The organism is Rhodopirellula sp. UH5 (assembly GCF_056839225.1).
This window is the reverse complement of sequence record NZ_CM166390.1, coordinates 5,513,748-5,539,126: the sequence shown is the minus strand read 5'-3', so window position 1 is coordinate 5,539,126 and position 25,379 is coordinate 5,513,748. Positions and strand designations below refer to the sequence as shown.

The 25,379-nt window shown below is 59.5% G+C and carries 1 protein-coding gene (only partly in view); it reads left to right on the top strand.

The genetic code is table 11. The features are described 5' to 3' along the window. On the top strand, window positions 1–25,379 hold the 3' portion of the coding sequence (locus UH5x_RS19610) for a PKD domain-containing protein (protein WP_482633408.1). Its footprint begins 2,071 nt before the window's first position; 25,379 of the gene's 27,450 nt are visible here — the last part of the coding sequence; the start codon falls outside the window, past its left edge; the stop codon is at window positions 25,377–25,379.

The following is a 25,379-nucleotide window of genomic DNA, read 5'->3' as shown; positions in this document are numbered from 1 at the left end:
CCGAGAATGATTCCACGCCACTGGACCTGACTGACGTTGGCGTCGGAAACTCGCACGGTTTTGTGTACGCAGGAGTGGCACAAACATTTGTTCCCAACGCGAGTGGCGTGGTGGATTCGACGACGGATCAAATCACCATTCCCGATCACGGGCTGCAAACCGGTGATGAGATCACCTACCGAACCGACGCGGATCGATCCAGCACTCAGCTGACGACCCAGCACGCTCGCTTTCACTCGGTTGACGTGGCGACGAAGACGCTCGCCATGCCGGGTCATGTGTTGTTCACCGGTCAAGCGATCACGTATCACGCGGGCGTCGATGCTGTCAGCGGCGATTCAGGAAGCTCGTCGGCCGGTCTCATTGACGGCACCACCTACTACGTCATCTCTGATGACGCCGAGTCGATCCAGTTAGCCAACACCCGCACCGAAGCATTCGCGGGAACGGCCAGAACTCTGTTGGCCACGTTCCACGACAATCAAAATCAATCCTTCTCGTTTGAAACCAAAGCGACCGAATTTGACGGCACTCGGGCAACTCCGCTTGTCGACCCGGTGGCCAATCAATTCGTCATCCCTGGTCACGGACTGACGACTGGCACCCTGGTGAACTATGAGGCTGGGGACAACAGCACACCGGGTGAGATTGTCAACAATCAGAACTACTACGTCGTCGTCGATTCCATCGACGACGACCGGTTTGGATTGTCCGCGAGCCCCGATTCGCTGGTCCTGGTTGACCTCGATGATTCCGCAACGATTCAGTTTGGTGAACACGTCTTGGCGGTGATCAGCGGCGACTTGGACGTCACCGACAATGAGATCGCCATCCCGAGTCATGAGTTGTTCGACGGCGTGATCGTCCGTTATCGCCATGATGCCGGTGACGTGGCGATCGGCGGATTGACCGATGGAACGGACTACGAGGTTTTGGCGACCAGCGGCGATTCATTGCAATTGCGCCCCGTCACTCCCGATGGCGGCACTCCTGCGGACGTCATTGACCTTTCCGCCGCCGGCATCGGCGATGAACACCACTTGGACGTTTACACGGACAACGATTCTTCCAAACCGGTTGCGCGAACACTGACATTCGTGCCGACTCGCGTGCAACCGCCGGTCAATCGTTTGCAATTCGACCCGACCGCTGGTCCGGTCATCAACTCGGATTCAGTCGACCCGACAACCAATCCATTTGGCGAGACGATCCGATTGGACTCGCATGGATTTGAGACCGGTGAAGTGGTCACATACCTTGCGGACGGCGGCGTGATCGGCGGACTCAACGCAGGAACCCAGTACACCATTGACGCTGTGGATGCGGATCACATCCGCTTGACCACGATTGCAACCGAGTCCACACCGGCGGCGATCGTTGATTTGACCGGTCCTGGTCCAGCTGGATCGCGGCATGCATTGGAGGTGGCTGCCGATGTCATCCTCCTTGACCCGGCCATCGACGGATTGGTCGATGGCGGCGTTTACTATGCAACGGTCATCGACGACAACTCCATTCGTTTGTCGGCGTCCAAAGGCGACGCGATCAACGCCGCACCCATCACGCTGATCGCCATCCCGGTTGCGACCGCCGCAACGACCACCACGCACCGATTGGTGGACCCGCTCGCGACAGAAGGCGTCTCGGTGAAGGCGTCTTTGACGGCGGCGAACTCGTCGACCGTCGGCGCCGCAACCGGGGGCGCACCGTTCCTCACCAAACTCAAAAATGGCCGCAACGAAGTAGGGAACTTGGTCGGCGGGCTGGCGGGATCGTTCGACAGCACCAAGGAATGGGGCCAATCGCAGCAAGGACCGACGGCAACCGATCTGCAGCGAGGCGAAGGCAAAGGCAACGATCTGTTCACCGTCTCAGGTGGCGTCGCCATCAATGTCGTCACTCACGATGTGGCCGCGACCATTGCGGCGACTGCAGTGCTGTCATCATCCGTGGACGTCTCGATCGATTCGGAAATCGAAAACCGTCTCAAGACGCAAACCTCGGGGAAGATCGTGACCGATGGTGGTGACAGCAGTGAAGTCGGCGGCACAGAAAAGAAAGTGGCTGCCGGAGTGGGGATCAGCATTGGCGTGTACCACAACTCATCTCAAGCCGTCATCGAAAGCGGATCGGACATCCTTTCTGGGGCGCAGCTGGATGCCAGCGGCCAACTCACTGTTCGCAGCCAACTCGCGCTGCCATTGTTTGCCGAGCCCGAGAATTGGACCGGCATTCACGATGCGTTCGAGACCGACGGGTTTTCACTCGACCGTGTGGAAAACATCACCAAAACCGTTGGGACGTTGCTGAGCAATCCCTCCGGCGGAGCGACCACGGCAATCGGCGGAGAAAACACAGGCACAGACGGTGCCGCAAAGTACACCGTTGCGGGCACACTGGTCGTTGCGGAATATCACACCGAATCCTTGGCCACGATCGGGGACTTCACCCGAATCAACCAAAACGCTGCGTGGCAGGCTGCGACGCAGACAGTGACCGTCGACGCCAATACAGAAACACGATTGGTTCACACCGCCGTCGAAGCACCGACTTCGTTGTCGCCTGGTGCGATCATCAGCAACAACACCTCTGGCAAAGGTGGCATCGGTGGTTCCGTGATTGTCAACGTGCTCGACACTGTGACCCAAGCCACGATTCAGCGGGGTGCCATGGTCCGCACCGGTGACGATCAAAAATTGAAAGTCAGTGCCACGGAAGATCACTTCGGCCTCAACATCGCCTTGGCAGGCGGCAAGTCCGGCGGGTTTGGTGTCTCGGGCAGCGTCAACACATTCGATGGCACACACAAAACCATCGCTCACGTCCACGACGGTGTCACGATTGACAGTGGCGTGATCGACGTGACCGCAGATTCCAACCAAATCCAAACCGGAATGGCCGGTGGCGTGATGCGAGCCAAATCGTCGGGCGCGGGGATCAGCGTCAACGTTCAACAGAGCACTCGGGATACCCGAGCGATCATCGGCGATGGCGAGGGAATCGACAACGACACGTTGGTTGGTCAAGACGCAGCGATCACCGCGACCCGTGTCCAAGTCAGTGCCGATTCCACGGGCTGGCAAATCGGTCTTGGGCTGGCCGGCGCCTCCGCATCGAACACCAAGGCTGGAGAAACCGAGGAAGAGGTCGATGGCGGCGGTGCTTCCTCGGAAGACGCATCCCCCACATCCAGCCGCACCGGCATTGGGATCGCTGGCGTCGCGTCGTGGAACGAAGTCACCCGAACGACACGCGCCAACATCAATACATCGGGCACCATCGGATTGTCCGGTGGCGACCTGCTTGTTTCCGCCGATGACTCCGGTTCCACCATTGGACTGTCGGGTGCTGGCGCGCTCGTGATCGCTGACGACAACGCCGTGGGGCTGGTGGGTTCCTTCAGTCGCGCGATCATCGACACCACCACCGAAGCGATCGTTCAAAACGCGACGATTCACAACGCTCACGATGTCAACGTCACCACCAATCAATCTGGTGAGATTGTGTCGGTGGCTGCCTCCGCCGCCATCAGTGCGGCTCCACCGGCCGCCAAAGAAGGTGGTGGATTAGGAGTCGGTTTGGCGGGCAGTGCGAGCTGGAACACGATCACGGCGAACACCGCCGCGAAGATCGAAGCAGCGGACATCATCGCCACGCAAGACGTCCACGTCACCGCCACAGACACGTCGAAGGTGTCGTCCGACGCGGGCGGGGTGGCGCTCGCATTGGGAGCCACTCCCGGCGAAGGATCGGGCGTCGGCGTGGCAATCGGTGCCTCGATTGCGGCGACCAAAATCAGTGGCGGGCTGATCGCTCAGATCAATGACTCAACCGTCAATGCGGGCGGCGATGTCAACGTTCAGACCGAGGTGAGCGATCAAATCGACACGGTTTCCATTGCGGGTGGGATCGCCGTGGGGAATTCGGAAGGTGGCAACGGCATCGCTGTCTCAGCAAGCGGTTCCTACGCCTCGGCCGACATCACTCGATCCGTCACCGCCGCCATCGAGGGGAATTCCCACGTCACCGCGGGAACAGACATTGTCGTGCAGGCAGATGATTCCGCTAGCATTCACACGCTGGCCATTGGGGCTTCGTTGGGACTGGGCGCGAGCTCGGATGCAGCCGGAGTTGCGATCGACATTTCCGCCTCGATCTCCAACAACTTCATCGAAACCACGCTCGGCTCGACGATCGATTCTTCCACTCTCGCCGCCGGTGGCAACGTGATGGTTGGCACGCATGTTCAGGGCAAACTGCGACAAACGCTTGACCAAACCGGTGACTACGCCGTCAATGCCGCTCGACTGGACGATGCCGCGAATGCCGAGGTCGATGGCGCGAGCAACGAAGAGCAGGCCGATCAGGCCGGAGACAATGCAATCAAGCTGCGCTTGTACAAGCAGATCTACGGCGAAGTCATCGCTGCTGACTTCGTCCCTGAAATGGACATCACTCAACAGTTCAGCAAGCAAGCGGTCAATGCAAACAATCCCACCGAAGCGATCAGTGTCGGCACGGGCTGGATGGTCGTGGACCGAGTCTCAGGCGACTCCTTTTCAATCGAAGAGATCGATGGCGAACTGAAAGTCTTTGAACTTTCCCTCTCTTCCATCGCCACCGCCACAGCCGTCTCATTGGGTGGCGGTGTCGAATCCGGTGTGGCCGTCTCAGGCGGCGGTGCGTTCTCTCACAACACGGTGACGAGCACCTCGGCCGCGAAGATTTCCGATTCGACGGTCCATTCGGGAACCGATACCGCAGGCACCGGTGCCGGGGACGTCAACGTCAATGCCGCCAACCAAGGCAGTGTTCTGTCAACCATCGTCGCGGTCAGCGCCTCAGTTGCAGCCGGTGGTGAAACCGGAGCCGCGTTTGCGCTCGGTGTTTCCGTCGCCACAAACTCCATCGGATACGACAACGACGGTCTGAGCAATGCCTCCACGACCGCGATCATCGATGGCGCGACCATTTCCGCAAACGGCGACGTGAACGTGATTGCGACCAGCGATCAGCGGATCAGCACCGTGGTGATCGCCGTCGCGGTGGCAGCCGCGGCCAGCGATGCGAATGGGGGCGGAGTCGCCGGTGTGGGATCCTCTGTGACCAACCACATCGCGGCAGACACCATCGCGGAAATCAAGAACATCGACTCGGGTGCATGGACCTCTCACGATGTAACCGTGGACGCCAGTGACACGTCTCTGATTCGCGCCTTCGCCGGTGCCGCTGCCTTGTCGGCGGCCTTCAGTGGTGAAACCGGAGTGGCCGTGTCCGTCGGGGTTGGGATTGCGCTGAACACCATCGAATCCAACGTCGATGCGAACATCAACAACGCGGTTTTCGAACAGATCGTGTCCTACGACGAAATCGATTCGCGAACCCACGAAACGCTCGACACGTTCAACATTCGCGACTTCGCCGTCGACAACGTGACGGTCACCGCAACCAGCAGCGGGCAAATCAGCGTCATCGCCGCCAGCGCCTCCATCGCCGCGGCACTCAGCGGTGAAACAGGCGTCGCGGTCAGCGGAGCAGGAGCCGGTGCAACGAACACCATCAACGGGAGCACGCTCGCGATCGTGACCGGTTCACGATTGCACGCGGAAGGGAACGTCCAAGTCGACGCAGAATCGTCCGCCGACATCGACGCGGTGATTGATTCCACATCGCTTGCCCTCGGCATCGGCGGTTCCGACGCAGTCGCGATTTCCTTCGGCGTGACCGTGGCTCAAAATGTCATCGGCTACGAAGCCGACAACAGCGTCACTGCCGATTTCGTCACCGAGCACACAGAAGGAAATTGGGTTGGCGATCAAACTCAAATGACCAACGGACAATCGCTGAAATTGTCTTACGGTCCCGCCAAAGGAAACATCTACGAATACGTTGGCGATGATCCCATTGCGATCGACTATGACGAAGACTCGGAGGGCAGTTCGCCCGACTGGATCGGCAAACTGGACCTGCACAACGTGCAGAAATGGAAACGGGTCGACGTGTCGCTGTCACACACTCAAACGTCGGCTCTGGTGGAAGATTCCAACGTGGTGGCGAACGGTCAGCTGATCGTGGATGCCAAATCCGATTCCAAGATTCACGCCGTCACGCTCGCCAACGGAGGCGCAGCCAGCATTGCCGGTTCTGCCGCCGTCAGTCTGGCAGGCATGGGCCTCGGCGTTGTCAACAGGATCGGCATGGATGTGTCCGCCCAGGTCTCCGGCAACGGCCCAACTCCCGCCACGATTGCCTATCGTGGCCCAGAAGATCGCGTGATCAAGGACGCGGACGATGATTTGCTGAGCGGTTTCTCGGGGGACGCTGTGCCCTCCATCCATGTCGTGTCGGCATCGATCACGGCAGACGACAATTCCGAAATCTCCACCGTCGCAAATGCCTCTGTGATCACGGTCGCCTTCAGCGCGGAAGCCTCCGGTGCGTTCAGCATCGGTGTTTCGGCAGCGATCAATTTGTCCCACAACCGAGTCAACGCCTCGATTCAAAACGTCCAAGGCGGGATTCTGGCTACCGGGCACGACACCGCAACGGCGACCAGCCTGCAAGGACAAACGCTGACTCCCGAGCAAAGCCTTGCCGGGGACATCATCGTCGAAGCCACTGCGAACGCGAAGATTGAGTCTCAATCCATCGCAGTTGGAGTGAGCGCCGCGGTCAGTGAGGCTTCCCTTGCTTTGGTAGGCGCGGGCGCGTATTCGTTCAACGGAATTGGCAACACGGTCCATGCGACCGTCGACAACAGCCTCGTGTCAACACAAGGTTCCTCGGTGTTGAGTTCCAGTGGCGACGTGGTGTCGTCCGCCGACTTGAACGTTCACGCAACCAACACCAGCACCGTCGACGCACTCGTCGTCAGCACCTCGGTCGCTGCGAGTGGTGGGATCGTCAGTGGCAGCGGTGCGATTGGAGCGGCCATCGCAATCAATCAACTCGACTCGGTGCATGACAACGCCGTTCCAGGAAGCTACGCGTCCATCACGGGCAGTGCAATCGATGTGGATGGGACGGTGGACGTCACCGCGACAAGCTCCGAAACGTTGCAAACAGCCAGCGCCGCTGGCGCAATCGCGGTGGCGGTTTCCATCGGCGGTGCGGTCTCCGCCACCGGAGCCACCTCGACCACGAAGGTCCATTCGCAAACTCACGCCTTCATCGAAGACAGCACGATTCACGCTGGACGAGATGTCAACGTTCACGCCACGGGGAGTGTGGCCGTGACCAAGGCGACTGGAGTGGGCGCTTCCATCGCCGATGCAGTCGGGGCACTCGCGGTTGCCGTGACCACCGTCACCAACACGGTAGGCAACGAAGTCCAATCGTGGATCTCCGGCGACACGGGCGCGACCACTCGCTTTGGAATCGTGGCCGGAGGCGACGTCAATGTGACAGCCGACGCCAGCGACATGAAGATCGACAACGTCACCGGCGTTTCGACGGCCATCAGTGCAGGTGGGTTCTCCGCCAGCGGTGGTGGACTGAATTTGCACAACAGCATCAACAACGATGTGACAGCAAAAATCCTTGGCCAAGTCAAACTGGATGTGCTTGGCAACGTGTCGGTTCAGGCCGACGAAGACGCCACCCTCGACGCGACGGCGGTGAACGTCGACTTGGCTCTGTCCTTCGGTGCCGCACTGGGAGTTGCCCTGGTCACGAACGAAGCCTTGTCAACGATCGACGCATCGATCACGGACGCGATTATCAACGCATCCGGCGTGACCGTGAATGGCAGCGGCACCGTTGACATCAAGCGAACGGAAAGCGTCGGCGTCTCTGCGTCGCTCTACCTCGGCGTGGCCGGAAACAACAGCACGGCAAAAATCGCTCAGGCGGTCAACGCCGACATCAGCGGTGGAACGATCAGTGCCTCGGGGGACGTCGAAATTGTTGCGACCACCGACATCACGTCGCGAAGCACGACCGGTGGTGGTGCCGCAGGTGCCGTGGCCATCGGTGCCATGGTTTCGGAAACTCACTTGGGCAAAGGCGAAAACGTCGATGAGGTCACCGCTCGAATCGGCGACGGGACCACCATCCTGGCCGGTGGCGTTCGCATCGCCGCAACCAACGCAAACGACGCCCTCGGAGAAGCGATTGCCAGCGGGGTTGGCATTGCTTCAGGAGTCGGTGCCAACACGATTTTGACCAGCGATCAACAAACCATCGCCTCGATCGGCGATGACGTCACCATTCAATCGGGACCGATGAGCGTCACGTCGACGTCGCTGCAGAAGCTCGACGGGGAAGCGGACGCCTACACCTTTGCGCTCGCCGCGGGCAGCGGTGCAGGGTTGCATCTCACGCTCACTGGCGACGCCAATGTTTCCATCGGCGACCGAGCGAACATCACCGCTTCCAACTTGAGCGTCGCGGCCAAGAACACGGTCACCAAGCAGAACGATGGCACTAATTTACGTTCTGGTTCAGCGGCCCTCGGCAACTTGGTGGTCTTGACCAGTCAAACGGACATCGGCACCGACGCCGATGGCCTGGATGCAACCGTGACCGTCGGCGACGACTCGAGCGTGATCGTCGACGGAGAGGAGATCGGTGACTTGAAGATCGATGTGGGTGTCGACGTCACGGCTTACGACAGCATCCACCTTGAAGCCATCGCGGGTCTGGCGGTGTCCACCGCGCTGAGCAACCTCGATTCCAACACGGACGCAGCGATCACACTTGGCGACTCATCGATCATCAACCGTCGCGGTGATATCACGATGTCTTCCCAAGGCGAAATTTTGCTGCGGCCCAGTGCCAGCCTGTTGTCTGCCTCGGTCGCCAGTGCGGGCGGTGTCAACGCAAGTTCCGCCAGTGACATTCAGAACCGCATCGACGTCAACGGCACCCTGATCCGAGGTTCCGAAGTCCGCCTGCAAACAGGCCGTGACAGCTTCCAAGTCCCCAACCTGATCGACCACCTCGCCGACGTGGAGGTCACCACGATCTCGTTGCGACCGAGCATCACCATCGGCGACCCAAGTGTCACCATTGATTGGCACAACACCGTCGATGTTTCCAGCGGATCCAGAATCGAAGGCTATCGCGATGTGTTGTTGATCGCCGATCGGGCGCAGGCCATTCCGGTGACGGGCAAGGCAGAAGGCATGGTCATGAGCCTGTCTCTGGTTCCCTATGGATACACGGTCGCCAACGACACCACGATCAACGGCACCAGCGAAGTCGATGTGGATGCCGGAGCGACGATCACGGCCGGCTTGTACAACCAAGCCGTTTTGGCCATCGGCAACGTCGAGTGGGATAAAACCAACCACGACGCCGGGACGCGATTGGATTTTGCCACGGATCAGACGCCCGTTCTGTCCGACACCGATCGGGATTGGGCAAAAACACGTTTCAGTTTCGAAGAGGACCTCGCTGAGGACGTTCCTTTTAAGTTCGCCAAACTGACCATCGATGCGATCCCGATTCTCTTGAACTATGGAACGATTGTTCGAGCCGTTGCCGATGCCAATGGTGGCGGCGTGGATGGCCAGTACTACCGCTACAGCCCTTCGGATTCCGCCGGCAACCGATTGGATCAGGCAACCAACATCCCCGTCATACTCGAAACGGCCAACTACTCGGACAATTTGACTTGGTTGCCAGTTAGCGCCCAAGAACAATCGGATTGGACCAATGACCCCTCGCTGCTTGATGAGGTCGACATGCCGTCCTACGACAGCGACCACACCCAAGAACTTCGCGACGATTTCTCAGGCAAGTTCTACGTCATCAAGAACGCTGAACTGCCACTGCCAACGTTGTCGTATGAAAACCTCGGCAACCTGTTGGTGAAGCAACGCGACACCGTCCTGAGTTGGATGCGGTCCCACAGCAACAACGCCGAAGCCATCGCGAGATACCAAGTTCAACTCGACCAAATCAACGATGAACTCGACGCGATGGGTCTGCTGCTGCCAGCGGAAGATTTGGGAGCGGGCTTCACCCAACAACCAGTCCAACAATCCGTCGACGCGATCTTTGTGGAAATGCCCAGCATCGTCGCGGCTCCCGGATCGATTTTCATCGAAGCCAACACCAACACGCAAGCCGGTGTCCTGACCGCCCGGGACAGTGCCAGCATCACGATCGCCAACGCGACGCCGCTGATGTCGATCATCAACGACACCACCGTGATGGACAACCGACGCACGGCGGTCGTCGATGGCGAACTGAAACAGTTCACCCCGGGACATGTTTACGTCAATTGGGTGTTGCCCGAGGGTTTGCCCGACGGTCAGGGCACCGGCGAAATCTCGATCACATTCACACCGCCGGATGCGACTGCTGCGGAACTTGGCTTGCAAAACCTGCCCGCTGGCTTGCAAAAGGACCTGTACGTCAATGGCGACATTGTCAATCAAAACGGCACCGTCCGAATCAGCAATCCGTCCGGCAGCATCAACGTGGCGGGCGAAATCCGCTCCGCTGAAACGATCATTCAGGCGGGAAATCAATTCACGCTCAACACACCCTCGTTCCTGCACACCAACGTTGACCCACGGCAATACATTGACTTCGCACCGCTGCGGGCCGCGGTGTTCAACACCGACGGCCATCTAAAACGCGACCTTTTCGCGACCACGTCGAACGTCAACGCCGACGGACACAACCTTGCCACCTCGATCAGCGAAAGCCGATCCGCGATTGTTGCCCAAGGGGACATTTCCGTCACGGCTCGCTACTTGAATATCAACGGGCTGATTCAATCCGGCGTCGACACCATCACGCTGAACATTGATTCTGATTTCAATCCAGGTCGGACCACCGAAGCCTTGATCGATGCCAGCGGCAATCCATTGGCAGGACTGTCATTCACATCCGACACGAGCCCCACCTCGATCCCGGTGAACGGCTACTTTGACGCGGCTAACAACTCGATCGTCATTCGCGAACTCGAACCCCAGGGCGGCCACATCACCCTGGCAGGTCAAATCCTGTCGACCGGCGGCGGCAAGATTGTTGTCGCGGACGGCTACGCGTCTCTGGACGTCGACAACCAATCACCGTTTGACATCGTGTTCGACAGTATCAACTTGACCCGAGACCGTGTCGGCGAAATTGTTCTGATCGATTCCGAACTGCTGCGTCGAACGACTTACAAAACCACCTCGGCAGGGATGACGGAACTGCACGAGATTGGCACGCTCAACAGCACACCTGGCGGCGGACTGCCACCGCAAATCGAATACACGCCCGCCCCTGGTACGCCGACCCCGACGGCCGCCAGCCAACTCTATTACCCCGGTTCGTCGGACCAGTATTCCAGCGCGACCAGCGGCCAAGTTTATCTGTGGATCGAAGGCCAGGAGAAAACGAAAACCGTCGTCCGTGTGTACGAGAAGAAGTCCTTCAATCTGTTCGGCGACAACTCGTTCGCCGACCTACTGGAAAAGGACAGCGGCTACTCCTACCAGTCGATCGAATTCCGCGATGCCCAACCCATCCTGCAATCCGAAGTCGTCGTTCGCCCCGACGAAGCGGACTTCCCCGACTATATCGGTAGCAACCAGTACACGCTGACTTACGAACAAAAAGTCGATCGCAACGTCAGCGTTTCGCCGGAACAAACCATCATTCGGGTGATCGCGGACCACAACGCGGGCGGCACCGTCGGAGACTACTACCGGTTCGCGGGAAGCGTCACCGAATCGATCGACCTGTCAAAAGAAAACTACGCCGACACCAATCGCTGGACAAGTGTCGCCAAACCGGCCAGCGGCACCACGGACGTTTACGACAGCGACTACATCAACCAGTCCCACCACGTCGAACAATGGACCACGGGCGGCGGATGGCTGCGTTCAAAGACAGTTCACTCGCGTGTCACCGTCATCAGTGGTTTGACGGACTACTACACACACACCCTGATCGCGGATCGTCCGATTGAGATCACCTCGGTCGGTCAAGCGGGAAAACCAAGCCTCTCCATTGTCAGTGTTGGCGACGTGATTTTCTCGGGCGACGTCGAAGTCCCCGCAGGTTCGGGAGTCGTGATCACGAGCACCCAGGGCAACATTCAAACCACGGGCACCTCGGGTTTCTACGGGGAAACACCAATCCTGACCGCAACCGTTGGCAATGTCTTTGCCCACATTGAAACCGGTCATTCACCACTCACCACGACCGCCGGCGGCGACATCACGATCCATGGGATTGGACAAACTTCCGCTGCAGCGGACGCATCGTTGATGACGATCCGCAACGTCACCGCGGGCGATGACGTGTACCTGAACGTTGCCGGTGGGCTGGTCGCGGAGAACGAATCCTCCATCGTGACCGGTGACCATGTGCAGTTTCGCACCCGAGATGGTTCGGTTGGCGGCGATTCCACGTTGAGAGTTGACACAACGTCTGGCTTGTCGGCCTACGCGAGCGACGACATCAACGTCATCGAAATCTCCGGCGGATTGAATCTGGTGTCGCCGACCGCCTACACCGATTCGGTCGTTGCGATCCTCAGCACATCCGGCGACGTGACCGTGACCGCCGCCTCAGGCGATGTTGTCGATGGAATCATTGAATCGGATAGGGCGCCGACTCCCGAGCAAATTGCCGCGATTGACGCACGTCAAAAACTGTTCGGAGACGCCGCCACCGCTGCCGCTCACGAACAAATCCGTCAAACCGAAGCGAGCAAGACTCGGGATTATCACAATCACTGGCAGACTCGTATCGAAACACAATCGGTTGTCCCGACGATTGCCTCAACCATCCATGTCGCAGCGATCGATTCGGCAACTGGAACCATCACCACCGTCGCACCGCACGGACTGGCCTCCGGCAGTCTGATTCGATTCAACAACGACGGAGCAACTGGTACCGGGATTGTCAGCGGTTCCCTGTTGTACGTCGTCGTGACCGGAGCGAACACGCTTCAATTGGCACCGACTCGTTACGATGCGGCCATTGCCCCCGATCCAGGATCCGGCCTCTCCCACGAAGGCATCCGGTTGCCGATTGCCGCTGGCACCGATCCAACCGCCATCCAACTCGAACGATTGGCGTACGCTGTCACCGCCGAAGCGGGCGAACCATACGGAGCTGTTTACAACCCCGACACAATCGTGCGTTTGGACTCCGACACCCAAGCGTCGATCATCGCCGATCGAGTTTTCCAAGCCACGACGACCGATTCCATCATCACCGCATCGCTGGCGCACTTCCTGTACCCCGAAGCCGCCTCGACGATCTCACCTGCCGCGCCGACCAACAACGAAACACTCAATGTTTCCGCCACCGATGTCAGCTTGACCGCGTCGGGACGAATCGGTGCGTTGCTGCAACCACAAACCATTCATCTGGCGAACGGTTTGGAGTCCTTGTCCGATTCAGAAAGGACTGCCATCCAAGCAGCCCGAGTCGGTGATGTTGTCGGTGTCCACTATCGCATCTACCGCTACACCGGCGCCGCCAGCGTGGACATGCAACTGGCCCCCGATCAGCTCGCCTCGCTCGTCAGCGACGACGCGAATTGGTCGGTTGTCACTCCTGATTTCAACACGACGGACAACACCGATCCGATCGCCATTCAAACCCACCAAACGGTGTTGGTCGAATCGCCTGACGACGAGTACGGATGGTACGAATTCATCGCTGCGGACCAAGACGTCACCCTGTCCGGAGAAGATTTCTCCGACTCGTCGCGTTGGCAGCTCGTCACGATCGCTCACAACACAAGCGAATCGTTTGACGCCGCGACCGGGACCAGCGGTGCGGGTGCATCGGTCACCGTTTCAATGGGCGATTTGATCGAAGACCGAACCATCATCGAGCGTTTGCGACTGCACCGAACCGATGACATTGATGTCGAAGTGACTGGTTCTCTGATCGCCAGTGCACCTCAAGGTGTGGCCATCGGCGGCCACGGCGATTTGGGAGTCGATTCGATTTCGTCGGTCAGCGACGTGCGTGTTTCCACGACGGGATCCCTGATCGATCAGGGAACCGGGTCATTCGCGATCAATGCGGGTGGTCACTTGGACATCAACGCCAGCACGATGGGTGGTGTGGACCTTGATTCCGACTTCCGAATCGTGACCCCGGGTCGAACACGACTGGAAGCCACCGGCGCGATGCGAGTGCGGGCGACGTCGGGCGACTTGAACCTGATCTCCGGGATCGCTGGCGGTGCGATGCGCATCAGCACCGACGCTGGAAACCTGACCATCAGCGAATTGACTTCCGACGATTCAATCACGCTGGACGCAAACGAAAACTTGATCGGCGCACCGATCACATCGCCCACGATGGTCCACTTGGATGCCCCCACCGCATCCATTGCGACGGGGGGTGATTTAGCGTCCAACACGCAAGCCTTGCGATCCAAGATCACCGGCAATTTCGATGCGAACATCGGTGGCAACGCATACGTCAACAACCTCGTTGATCTGCATCTGAATGACGTCACGGTTGCCGGCACGCTGGCGAGACTTCATTCCGACATGGACGTGATGTTGGGACGAGTCAACGCCTCCGCAGCAGCAGTGACCATCACGGCGACCGGTGACATTCTCGACGGCCGCGAAACCGGCACCGGCGGACTTCCCGATGCGGACGCAAACGTGGTTGCCAACACCCTGAACTTGACCGCCTCTGGCGGGACAGCAGAAATCGGTTCGTCCGACAATCCGTTGGAAATCGACGTGGCCGGGCAAGTCGACGCGACCGCGGACGTGACCATTCGCTTGGCCGAAGTCAGCGGTGACCTGAACATTGGGCGCATCACAGCGGACATCGCCGACGTGCTCCTGTGGGCCGACGCCAACTTGATCGACGCGATGAACGACACGGCAACCAATGTCGCCGGCCGGAGCATCATCTTGAACGCCGGGTCGGGCATCGGTTCGGACGCGAATGACTTGGAAATCGACACCCACCACAATGCCGCGACCACAGAGGGACGGTTGTCGATGGAAGCAGGTGCTCCGGTGTTCGTCACGGAAACCACCGGTGGATTGATCGTCGATTCAATCGCCACCACCGCCGGCAACACTCGCCTGACCGTGCGTGATTCCTCCGCGACCGGTGAAAACCTGTTGCTCGATTCGGCTTCGTCGATCGATGTCGCAAGCGGTTCGATCACCTTCCAGGTGGGTGACGACGTGACCGTTTCCGAGGGCGCAAGTGTCTTCGCTTCGGAGGAAGTCGTTTTTGAAGCGGATCATGGCAATGCTGATCTCGGCACCGGATCCACAATCGAGATCCGTCAAAACATTGACGCTCCTGTCACACGACTGCACGGCGGCTCGGATCAAGATTTCGTGTGGCTGAAAAACTTGAACGCCGACCGCTATCTCGTCGACATGCGTGGCGGCACCGACGCGATCGACATTCGCTTGGACCAAATCGGCAACGAACGTGTCAGCGTCACCGATTCGGGCAACCCCGATGACGGCGACGACACGCTGACGATCCACACGACATTGGAAGATGACACCGTGCTGCTGCGGCGAAACTTCATGGCATTGCTGCAATTGGACGGCGACGACAATCCGACCGCCAACTTTGAGCGAGTCGACATGGATGAAACCATCAATGGTCGCTTGCGAATCAATGCCTACGCTGGCAATGACTCGTTCTTCATTGATGACAACTCCACCGCCACCACGATCGATGGCGGTGAAGGCGAAGACGTGTTCCAGGTTGGCCAGGTCTTCGGCAGTGACCCAAACGCGGCGGGGTCAGCCGTCAATGGGGTCTACCCCAGTGGTGTGATGGTCGGTGACGAAATCGCAACCACCGAGATCACGCTGGGCTATTTGTCGCATGGCATTTCCAAGCCGATGGTGATCTTCGGCGGTGCGGGGGAAGATGAGTTTTCTGTCTACAGCAACAAGGCGTCGCTGCGGATGGAAGGCGAATCCGGCGATGACACGTTCGTGATTCGGGCCTTCATCATCGAAGGTGAAACCGTCGTTGAAGGCGGCGACGGCGACGACCTTGTTCACTACAACATCAACGCGCCCGTCAGCATCAACGGTGGCGAAGGCACCGACCGCGTCGTGGCGATCGGTTCCGAAGGCGACGACAGTTTTGTGATCACGGCCGATGGCATCTATGGTGCCGGCCTGAACATCAACCTCGATGGCGTTGAAGAAGCGTTCGAGATCGATGGCCTGGAAGGCGATGACTCGTTCTTCGTGCTCGGAACTCGCGCCGGTGCGACCTACACCATTGTTGGCGGACTGGGAAGCGATTTCATTTCCATCGGTGGCGATGTCACCGACACGATCGTGTCAGGATCCGACAGCGGTGCCTCGTCGATCATCAACCACGGCGTCGAATCGGATGACACCGACTACGCACAGGCACACATCGGTGGCGTCGGCGTGACCATCACGGGCGACTACACCGGGCAAGAGACCGGCATCGTGTCGATCGTTCACTCCGGTGGCGAATCATCCGTGATCGAAAACGCCTACGACACCTCCGCCGACTTCGCGACCAACTCGATCAACAATGCAACCCGTTTGGCTTTTGACAGCTACACCATCGGAATGGCCGTCGACCGTGCCAACCACGCCGGTACGAAAGCCTACCTGACTGTCTCCGCAGCGGGTGCGAGCAAGACCAAGGGCACTGAAAGTGATCCCGCCAAGGGAATTGAAGTTTCGCTCGACGGAGTGACTTGGCAAACCGCACTCACGTTGGTGTTTGATTCCGGATCCGACGCGAATTGGAAAACACCGCGGACGATCTACACCCGCGCGATCGGCGACGATGTGGCCGAAGGTGAAACCCGAGCGATCATCAACCACACTCTGATCGCACGCACGACCTCGACCAACAACACGGTTCAACAGCGGGTCGCCAACCTCAACACGTTGCCGATCGAGAACCTGTTCGTCACCGTGTACGACGATGACCTCGGCGGACTGATCCTTCGCGAAACCGAGGGTGGGACGACTGTTCTGGAAGGCGACCTGGCATCCGGTGCGGGGATCAACGATTCGTACACCGTTCAATTGACCAGCCGCCCGGCAGCCGATGTCACGGTCTTGCTTCATCACGATGGGCAAATCAGCACCAACGCGGCCGCTGACACGTTGACGTTCACGCCAGATAACTGGAACGTCCCGCAAACCGTCCTCATCACCGCCGTCGACGACGTTGATCTCCGAGAACGGGTCACCTCCACGATCACGCATGAATTCAGCAGCAGTGACCCGACGTTCAACCCTGCCCATGTGATTGGCTCGGACACCGCTCCGACCATCGACGTGACGGTGATCGACAATGCGACGGCCGACGCCCTGATCGTGGAATCGGATGGACGAACCGTGGTCTCTCGCGATGGTTTGACAATCGACAGCTACACCGTGCGGTTGACCAAGGCTCCCACGGCTGACGTGGAGTTGCCGCTGATTCTGTACGGGCAAACCGAAGTCTCCGTCGACGGTGGATCGAATTGGTTCGGCGCGGATCAACCGCCTCACCTGTTGTTCACCTCCGTGAACTGGATGGAAGAGCAAACCGTGCTCGTTCGTGGTGACGAATCCTTCACACCCGCTGCAGAATCTCAGCCGACAAAGTCGTTCACAGCGAGTCCCCACACGACCTCTCTGATGGCCGGTTCGATCATCGTCAACGGTGGCACATCAGGCAACTCCCATGATCTCACGCTCGCCGCGATGTTGCCAACCGAAACCGCAACGGAAGCGACCGGAACGAATGACTTCACCAACGAAGCGGTGCAGACCGACACACTGGCCGTGTTCAACGACGGATCGGCAGCGGACGACGAATTGAATGTCACGCCAACTCAGTTGACCGGCATCGGCATGTCCACGGCCGGAATCACCTACCAGGGTCTGGAAGTGGTCGAAATCTTAATGGGCAGCGGCAACGACACCATCAATGTGACGGGCACGGCAGTCGGCGTGACAACGGTCATCCATGGCGGCGGAAACCGAGAGACTTCTGGCGTGATGGGCGGCGATACGTTCACCGTCTCAGGCGCGAGCCCCGACGGTGATGCGCCGTTGATTCTGCTGGGCGATACTTTCCAAGACGGCACACGTTATTCGAGCACGTCCGGCATCAGCAACGGCAACGCTTACTCGTTCGCCGATCACGGGAACGATGTGTTCGACATCAGTGCGGCCAACTTCGGGGTCGTGGCGTACGGTGGGCGTGGTGACGACCAAATCAACGGCGGCAATGGCAACGACCTCTTGCTTGGTGGCTCGGGGAATGACGTCATCGTCGGCGGTGCGGGCGATGACCGGATGATCGGTGACACGGGTCTGAACGCAAACTTGAAAACCCGTTTCGATCTCGCGGGTTTGATGTTTGACGGTGTCTACGATCCGATCCTTGCCTTCGCGGTTGCAAACGCGACCAGCGATTTTTCGACGAGCGATGACATGACGTTGGCGGGCGCCGACCGCATGACTGGCGGTCTCGGCAACGACCTGATCTTTGGTGACCATGCCGACATCACGATGGGAATCGTCCCAGCCCAACCCGGCGACGAGACGTTCCAGAACCAAGATGGGATCGTCCCAGAGCGACGGGGTCTGGCATTGCTTGGCCTGACCAACATGCAGTCGATGCAAACTCGTTCGCCCATGATTGGCGGCGACGATGAAATCGCGGGTGAATCAGGGAACGACCGAATCTTCGGTGGAGCCGGCGATGACCAGATCAATCAAACCGGTGGCAGTTTCGTGTTCGATCCGGAAACCGGTGACGACGTGATCGTCGGTGACGGTGGACGTCTCGTCTACACGCGGCCCGATGGTCTGCTGACCTCTCCCATGGCTCTGACCACGATCGAAACGGTGGACTCCGGAATCGGTGGGATCGACATGATCACTGCGGGCGACGGAAGCAACCTGATTCTCGGCGGTGCCGGCGGCGATCAATTGCACGCCGGGAACGATTCGCTGATCGACGTGGTGCTCGGAGACGAAGGCCGCGTGACCTACGATCCGAACACCGGAACGATACTCTCTGTCGAATCAACCGCTCCATCCATGGGTGGTGCCGATTCGATCACCGGAGGGCAGGGCATGAACGTGCTGGTCGGCGGCGCGGACGCCGATATGATTCATGGCAATGCGGGCAACGACTTGATCTTGGGTGATTCAGGAATGATCACTTTCGAATCGGGATTGTTGATCAACATTCAAACCACGTCGCCGGATCTCGGTGGCTCCGACACAATCCTGGCTGGCGAAGGCAACAACATCGTCTTCGGTGGCGCCGGGTCTGACCAAATCACGACCGGTGATGACGCCGACACCGTGCTGGGCGACCACGGTTCCGCCACCTTCGACGCAGGATTGCTGACGCACATCCAAACCAGCGATCCAACCCTCGGCGGTGATGACACCATCCTGGCCGGAGCCGGTGACAACCTGGTCTTCGGTGGTGCCGCGAGTGACAATCTCACGACCGGCGACGATGACGACACCGTGTTGGGCGACCACGGTTCCGCCACCTTCGACGCAGGATTGCTGGCGCACATCCAAACCAACGACCCGACCCTCGGCGGTGACGACACCATTCTGGCCGGAGCCGGTGACAACCTGATCTTCGGCGGGGAAGGCGGCGATTCCATCACGACCACCGGCGGAGCGGACATTCTGCTCGGCGATGGCGGTGAAGCCACCTTCGTTGCTGGGGCACTCACCAGCATTGAAACCACTTCCCCCGAATCCGGCGGAAACGACACAATTCTCGCCGGCGAAGGCAGCAACATCGTCTTCGGTGGTGCCGCGAGTGACAACATCACGACCGGCGATGACGACGACACCGTGCTGGGCGATCACGGTTCCGCCACCTTCGACGCAGGATTGCTGACGCACATCCAAACCAACGACCCGACCCTCGGCGGTGACGACACCATCTTGGCCGGAGCCGGTGACAATCTGGTCTTTGGTGGTGAGGGCGGCGACTCCATCACGACCACTGCCGGAGCGGACATTCTGCTCGGCGATGGCGGTGAAGCCACCTTCGTTGCTGGAGCACTCAACTCTCTGCAAACTAATTCACCTGAGTCCGGTGGAGACGACACGATCCTGGCTGGCGAAGGCGAGAACATCGTCTTCGGTGGTGCAGCGAATGACGACATCACGACCGGCGATGACGACGACACTGTGTTGGGCGATCACGGATCCGCCACCTTCGACCCAGGTCTGCTGACGCACATCCAAAACAGCGATCCAACGTTCGGCGGTGACGACACCATCTTGGCCGGAGCCGGTGACAATCTGGTCTTTGGTGGTGAGGGCGGTGACTCCATCACGACCACCGGCGGAGCAGACATTCTGCTCGGCGATGGCGGTGAAGCCACCTTCGTTGCTGGAGCACTTGCCACTCTGCAAACCACTTCCCCTGAATCCGGCGGAGACGACACGATTCTCGCCGGCGAAGGCAGCAACATCGTCTTCGGTGGTGCCGCGAGTGACAACATCACGACCGGCGATGACGGCGACACCGTGCTGGGCGATCACGGTTCCGCCACCTTCAACGCAGGATTGCTGACGCACATCCAAACCAACGATCCGACCCTGGGCGGTGACGACACCATTTTGGCCGGAGCCGGTGACAACCTGGTCTTCGGCGGGGAAGGCGGCGATTCCATCACGACCACCGGCGGAGCGGACATTCTGCTCGGCGATGGCGGCGAAGCCACCTTCGTTGCTGGGGCACTCACTAGCATTGAAACCACTTCACCTGAGTCCGGTGGAGACGACACCATTCTGGCTGGCGAAGGCGAGAACATCGTCTTCGGTGGTGCCGCGAGTGACAACATCACGACCGGTGATGACGCCGACACCGTGCTGGGCGACCACGGTTCCGCCACCTTCGACGCAGGATTGCTGACGCACATCCAAACCAGCGATCTGACCCTGGGCGGTGATGACACCATCCTGGCCGGAGCCGGTGACAACGTGGTCTTTGGCGGTGCGGAAGACGACGCCATCACAACGGGAAGTGGAGTCGATGTGGTGATCGGCGACGGCGGTCAAATGACGTTGACCGCAACGGGATCACGAAACCAAATTCGCACCATCGATCCCATGCAAGGTGGCGATGACACGATCGATGTCGGCGATGGCGACGACATCGCTTTGGGTGGAAATGGAAACGATGTGATCGAAGGCCGCGCCGGTCACGATCTCCTGCTGGGCGACAACGGGCAGATGGACTACGAACTGGACACGACCTCCCCGACGTATGCTCCTGGGACCATCGATTTCGTCACCACAACGGACTCGGGTGTCGGCGGCGCGGATACGATTCACGGTGGCATCGGTGACGACATGATTCTTGGCGGGACCGCCGGCGATCAACTGTTCGGAGAAGCCGGGATGGACCTGATCCACGGCGACAACGCAGCGTTGGATTTCCAAATCACAGCGTCAGGGATCGTGGATGTCGCGACAGTCCTCGCCCCGACCGTTGGCGGAAGCGACACAATTTCCGGTGGCGATGATGATGACACATTGATCGGTGGAACCGATGGCGACACGATCCATGGCGGTGGCGGCTTCGATGTCATCTTCGGCGATCACGCAACGTTCACACGTGCCGAGGCCCTCGGTGCTCAACTCACCAGCACATTCGTTGCGGCGACCGATGGCGGTGGCAACGACATCATTTCTGGTGGCGATGACGATGACATCGTCTACGGCGGACAAGGTTCGGACACGATCGATGGCGATGCCGGCGACGATGACTTGGTCGGCGGACACAATGTTGCGGGCGGTGCCGACGCAGACGACCTGATTCACGGTGGCGATGACAACGATGTGATCCTGGGTGACAACGCAAGGATCCAACGAACCTATGGCGGTGTCACACGCGACTCCCGCCAAACCTACCTTGCCCCAATGCAGTCGATCGTGATGCGGGACGTGTTCGCATTCGATCAAGACGACCTGATTGGTGGAAATGATGAACTGCATGGAGACGCGGGCTTGGACCATCTCCGTGGCCAACGCGGCAACGATGTCATGCGTGGCGGCGAAGGGGATGACGAATTGATCGGCGGCTTGGGTGCCGACACGATCTCAGGTGACGCTGGTGTTGACTTGATCCTCGGTGATGAAGGTCAAATCCTGCGAGGATTCAACGACGACAGTACCCCGCGACTGAACACCGACGGATCCTGGCATCGAGATCTGCTGACCGAGCAAATCGCCCACGTCACAGACATCATTCCGATGGACCCGTCCACCCTGCAAAACCCTCCTGCGGAACTGGCGGCCAAATTGCTTGCGGCTGACCGGATTCTGTTCGGAGCACTGCGAACCTTCGACGACGTGCTTCTGACCGACCCATTGTCCGGATTGTCTCGCAACGTCGCGATCTTGATGGACATCGAGGCCGATTCCAACGACACCATTTTCGGCGGCGACGGAGACGACTTGGTGATTGGTGGTCGCGGCGACGACACGATCGATGGCGGTGGTGACAACGACACACTCATCGGTGATTTCGGTGTCAACACCACCTCGATCATCGGCGATCTTTCTATGATGGCAGACTCGCTGCGGTTGATCGCCACAGAATCGGCGACGCTTGCGGGAGTCACCTTGTCTTTGCCCAGCGGCGGACATGTGATTGTCCCGGACATGGTCGCTGTTCCCGGCGACTGGCTCGCGGAAGCCCCACGTTGGGACCGGATTTCAGGAGTCAACCCGACGCTTTCGGAGATCGCCAATTCGGATGCGATCCCAACCACAGACGACGTGTTCATCAACGCGTCAATCTTGGTCACGCCGACGCTGGTCGATCGCTCGGCGGTCAACGACGGGGCGGACACCATCTTCGGCGGAGACGGCCAGGACGTGATCGCAGGCGATTCAATGATCGTGCAAAGCGAGTTGCAATCGGACGTATCGGCATTGCAAGCCTCGATTGACGAGACTCAAAACTCGATCACCGGGTTGATGGTCGGACTCAACGACATGCTGCTCGATCAAGCCGTCGTGGACTACGAGATCCGAAACCTTCCTATCCCCAGTCGCAACACCGACATCGGCGGCGACACGATCGATGGCGGCGACGGCGACGACACGATCGTCGGCGACCAAATGGTGATGGAGATGCCCGAGACTCGCGTCATCCCCGGCGACAGTGAACTGTCGGACGCGGCGGCGATCGCCGAGAACGCGGCCTCCATGATGGACTACCTGGAGGGACTGCGAACGGTCGCCTCCGACGCTGGCACCCTGATCGGCGTCGCCCACATCGGTGTGATCGACACGTTGCTGGCCGATGCCGCCAGCCAACGCCCCAGCCTACCGGCAATCACCGGTCGCAATGTTGACTACGTCGACACGCTCGAAATCACCATCGGTGAAGACGACCTTCGCGGCGGCGACGGCAACGACATGCTCGTTGGTGGTGACGCTCGAGTGGTGGCACCGATGATCACGGGAGACCTGTCCGATTTGCCCGACACGATCGTGACCCCGGGCCTCACGACCGCAGAGTTGGCCGACCTCGAAGTCCAGCTTCAAACTCAAACAACGGCGGCTGAGACTCGTTTGACGCAGCGTCGATCCACCCGTGCCGTCGACATCAACGAGATGCTTGACAATCGCACTCCGCTGAACCGGATCGCGTACGTCGCCGAAATGGATCGAAACATCGACCAGGACGAAATCAGCGGCGGCATCGGCGATGACATGGTGATCGGTGACGATGGCGTGCTGGTGATGCCATTGGTGCTGAACTCACCCGCGGATGCGATCGCAACGTTGGAACTCGAAAAGCACGTGGAGAAGCTGCTCGATCAGTTAGCAATCCTGGACAACGCCCAAGTCCCGACCAACGTGCAAACGACCGAAGGACGTCTCGCCCGAGCTGCCGAAACCAGTGAACGGCTCTCGCAAGGTTCACGTCATGGTCACGTCGATGCCCGCTGGGAAATCGGGAACGATGACATCGGCGGTGACGCCGGCAACGACATCGTCATGGGCGACCATGCCGCGATCCTTGCCCCGCGTTTGATCGATGCCCCGTCGACATCCGTCGATCTTCGCTTGGCCGTCTATGCGATCGAAGGAAGCGACGTCAACGAAGACTTCTTGATGCGATCGCCAGAGCTCTCCGGGATCAGCCTCGATTTCCACGAGGACACCATTCAAGGCGACGAAGGCGACGACATTCTATTGGGCGGCATCGGCGACGACCGCGTCAACGGAAACGACGGCGACGACGTGGTCCTTGGCGGCACCGGTCGCAACCTGGTCAACGGCGGCGCCGGAATCAACCAAGTCAGCGAGGAGGGTCGCAACTATCCCAGCCTCGATGACGGCGACGAACTCGGTCAGCGATTGTTCACCACCACCTCGCCACAGATGACGCAGTGGTTGCTCGACGCAGCCACCTCTGCTGCAACGACCGAAACCTGGACGCCCGGCGGACTTCCCCCCAGTGACGAAGGCGGGACGCCCGTCGATCCGCCTGCGACTCGCACGGTTGCGATCACCGCTGGCTCCGCTGGCGTCGTCGGTCAAACGCTACAGTTCAGCGCCAATGTCACCGACGCTCCCGACGGTGCCACCACCGAGTACACCTGGGAAGTCAAAGACTCCGACGGCCGCGGCGTTCATGCCGGCACGGGCCAGTCCTTCACGTTTGTCGCCGATCAACCTGGCACCTACACCGTCATCGTCGAAACTCGCGATGACGTCAACGGAAGCGGAATCGCATCGACCACGACCGTCGTCGAACAAAACCAATTGATCCCCGACCCCGACAACCCGGGACTGTTCATTCTGGTGATCGGCGGCAGTGGAGGAGACGACCAAGTCCGACTGGACACGGTGAGAGACAAACCGAACAGCATCGAAGTCGATCTGCGTCTGGGGAAACGGACACGCGTCATCACAACCTACGACAACCTCAGCCGAATCGAGGTCTATGGCGGAAACGGCGAAGACGACCTCTACGGCGACCGTCGCTCAACCATCCCGGTCCGGTTCTTCGGCGGAGACGGTGACGACAAACTGTCCGGTGGCGGCGGAGACGACTACCTCGATGGCGGCCGCGGCAACGACCGTTTGTATGATCGCACTGGCAACGACATTTTGATCGGCGGCCTGGGCGCTGACCAACTCGACGGCGGTGACGGCGATGACCTGATCATCATGGATTGGCTGACCACCGTTCCAGGCAAGACCGATGCGGACAGGTTGATCGCCGTTTGGACCGACACCTCCCAAACTGTCATCAACCGAGTGGCCACCTTGGAGGACGATCTGATCGCCGCACTCAGCACAGACGGATCGGAAGATCGATCGCTGAGTGAGCGCGGCATCGACGCCTACTTCGCCTCTGCCGAAGACGACCTCCGCCTCCGCGAAGGAGAGGACATTGTGCGAATCATCTGA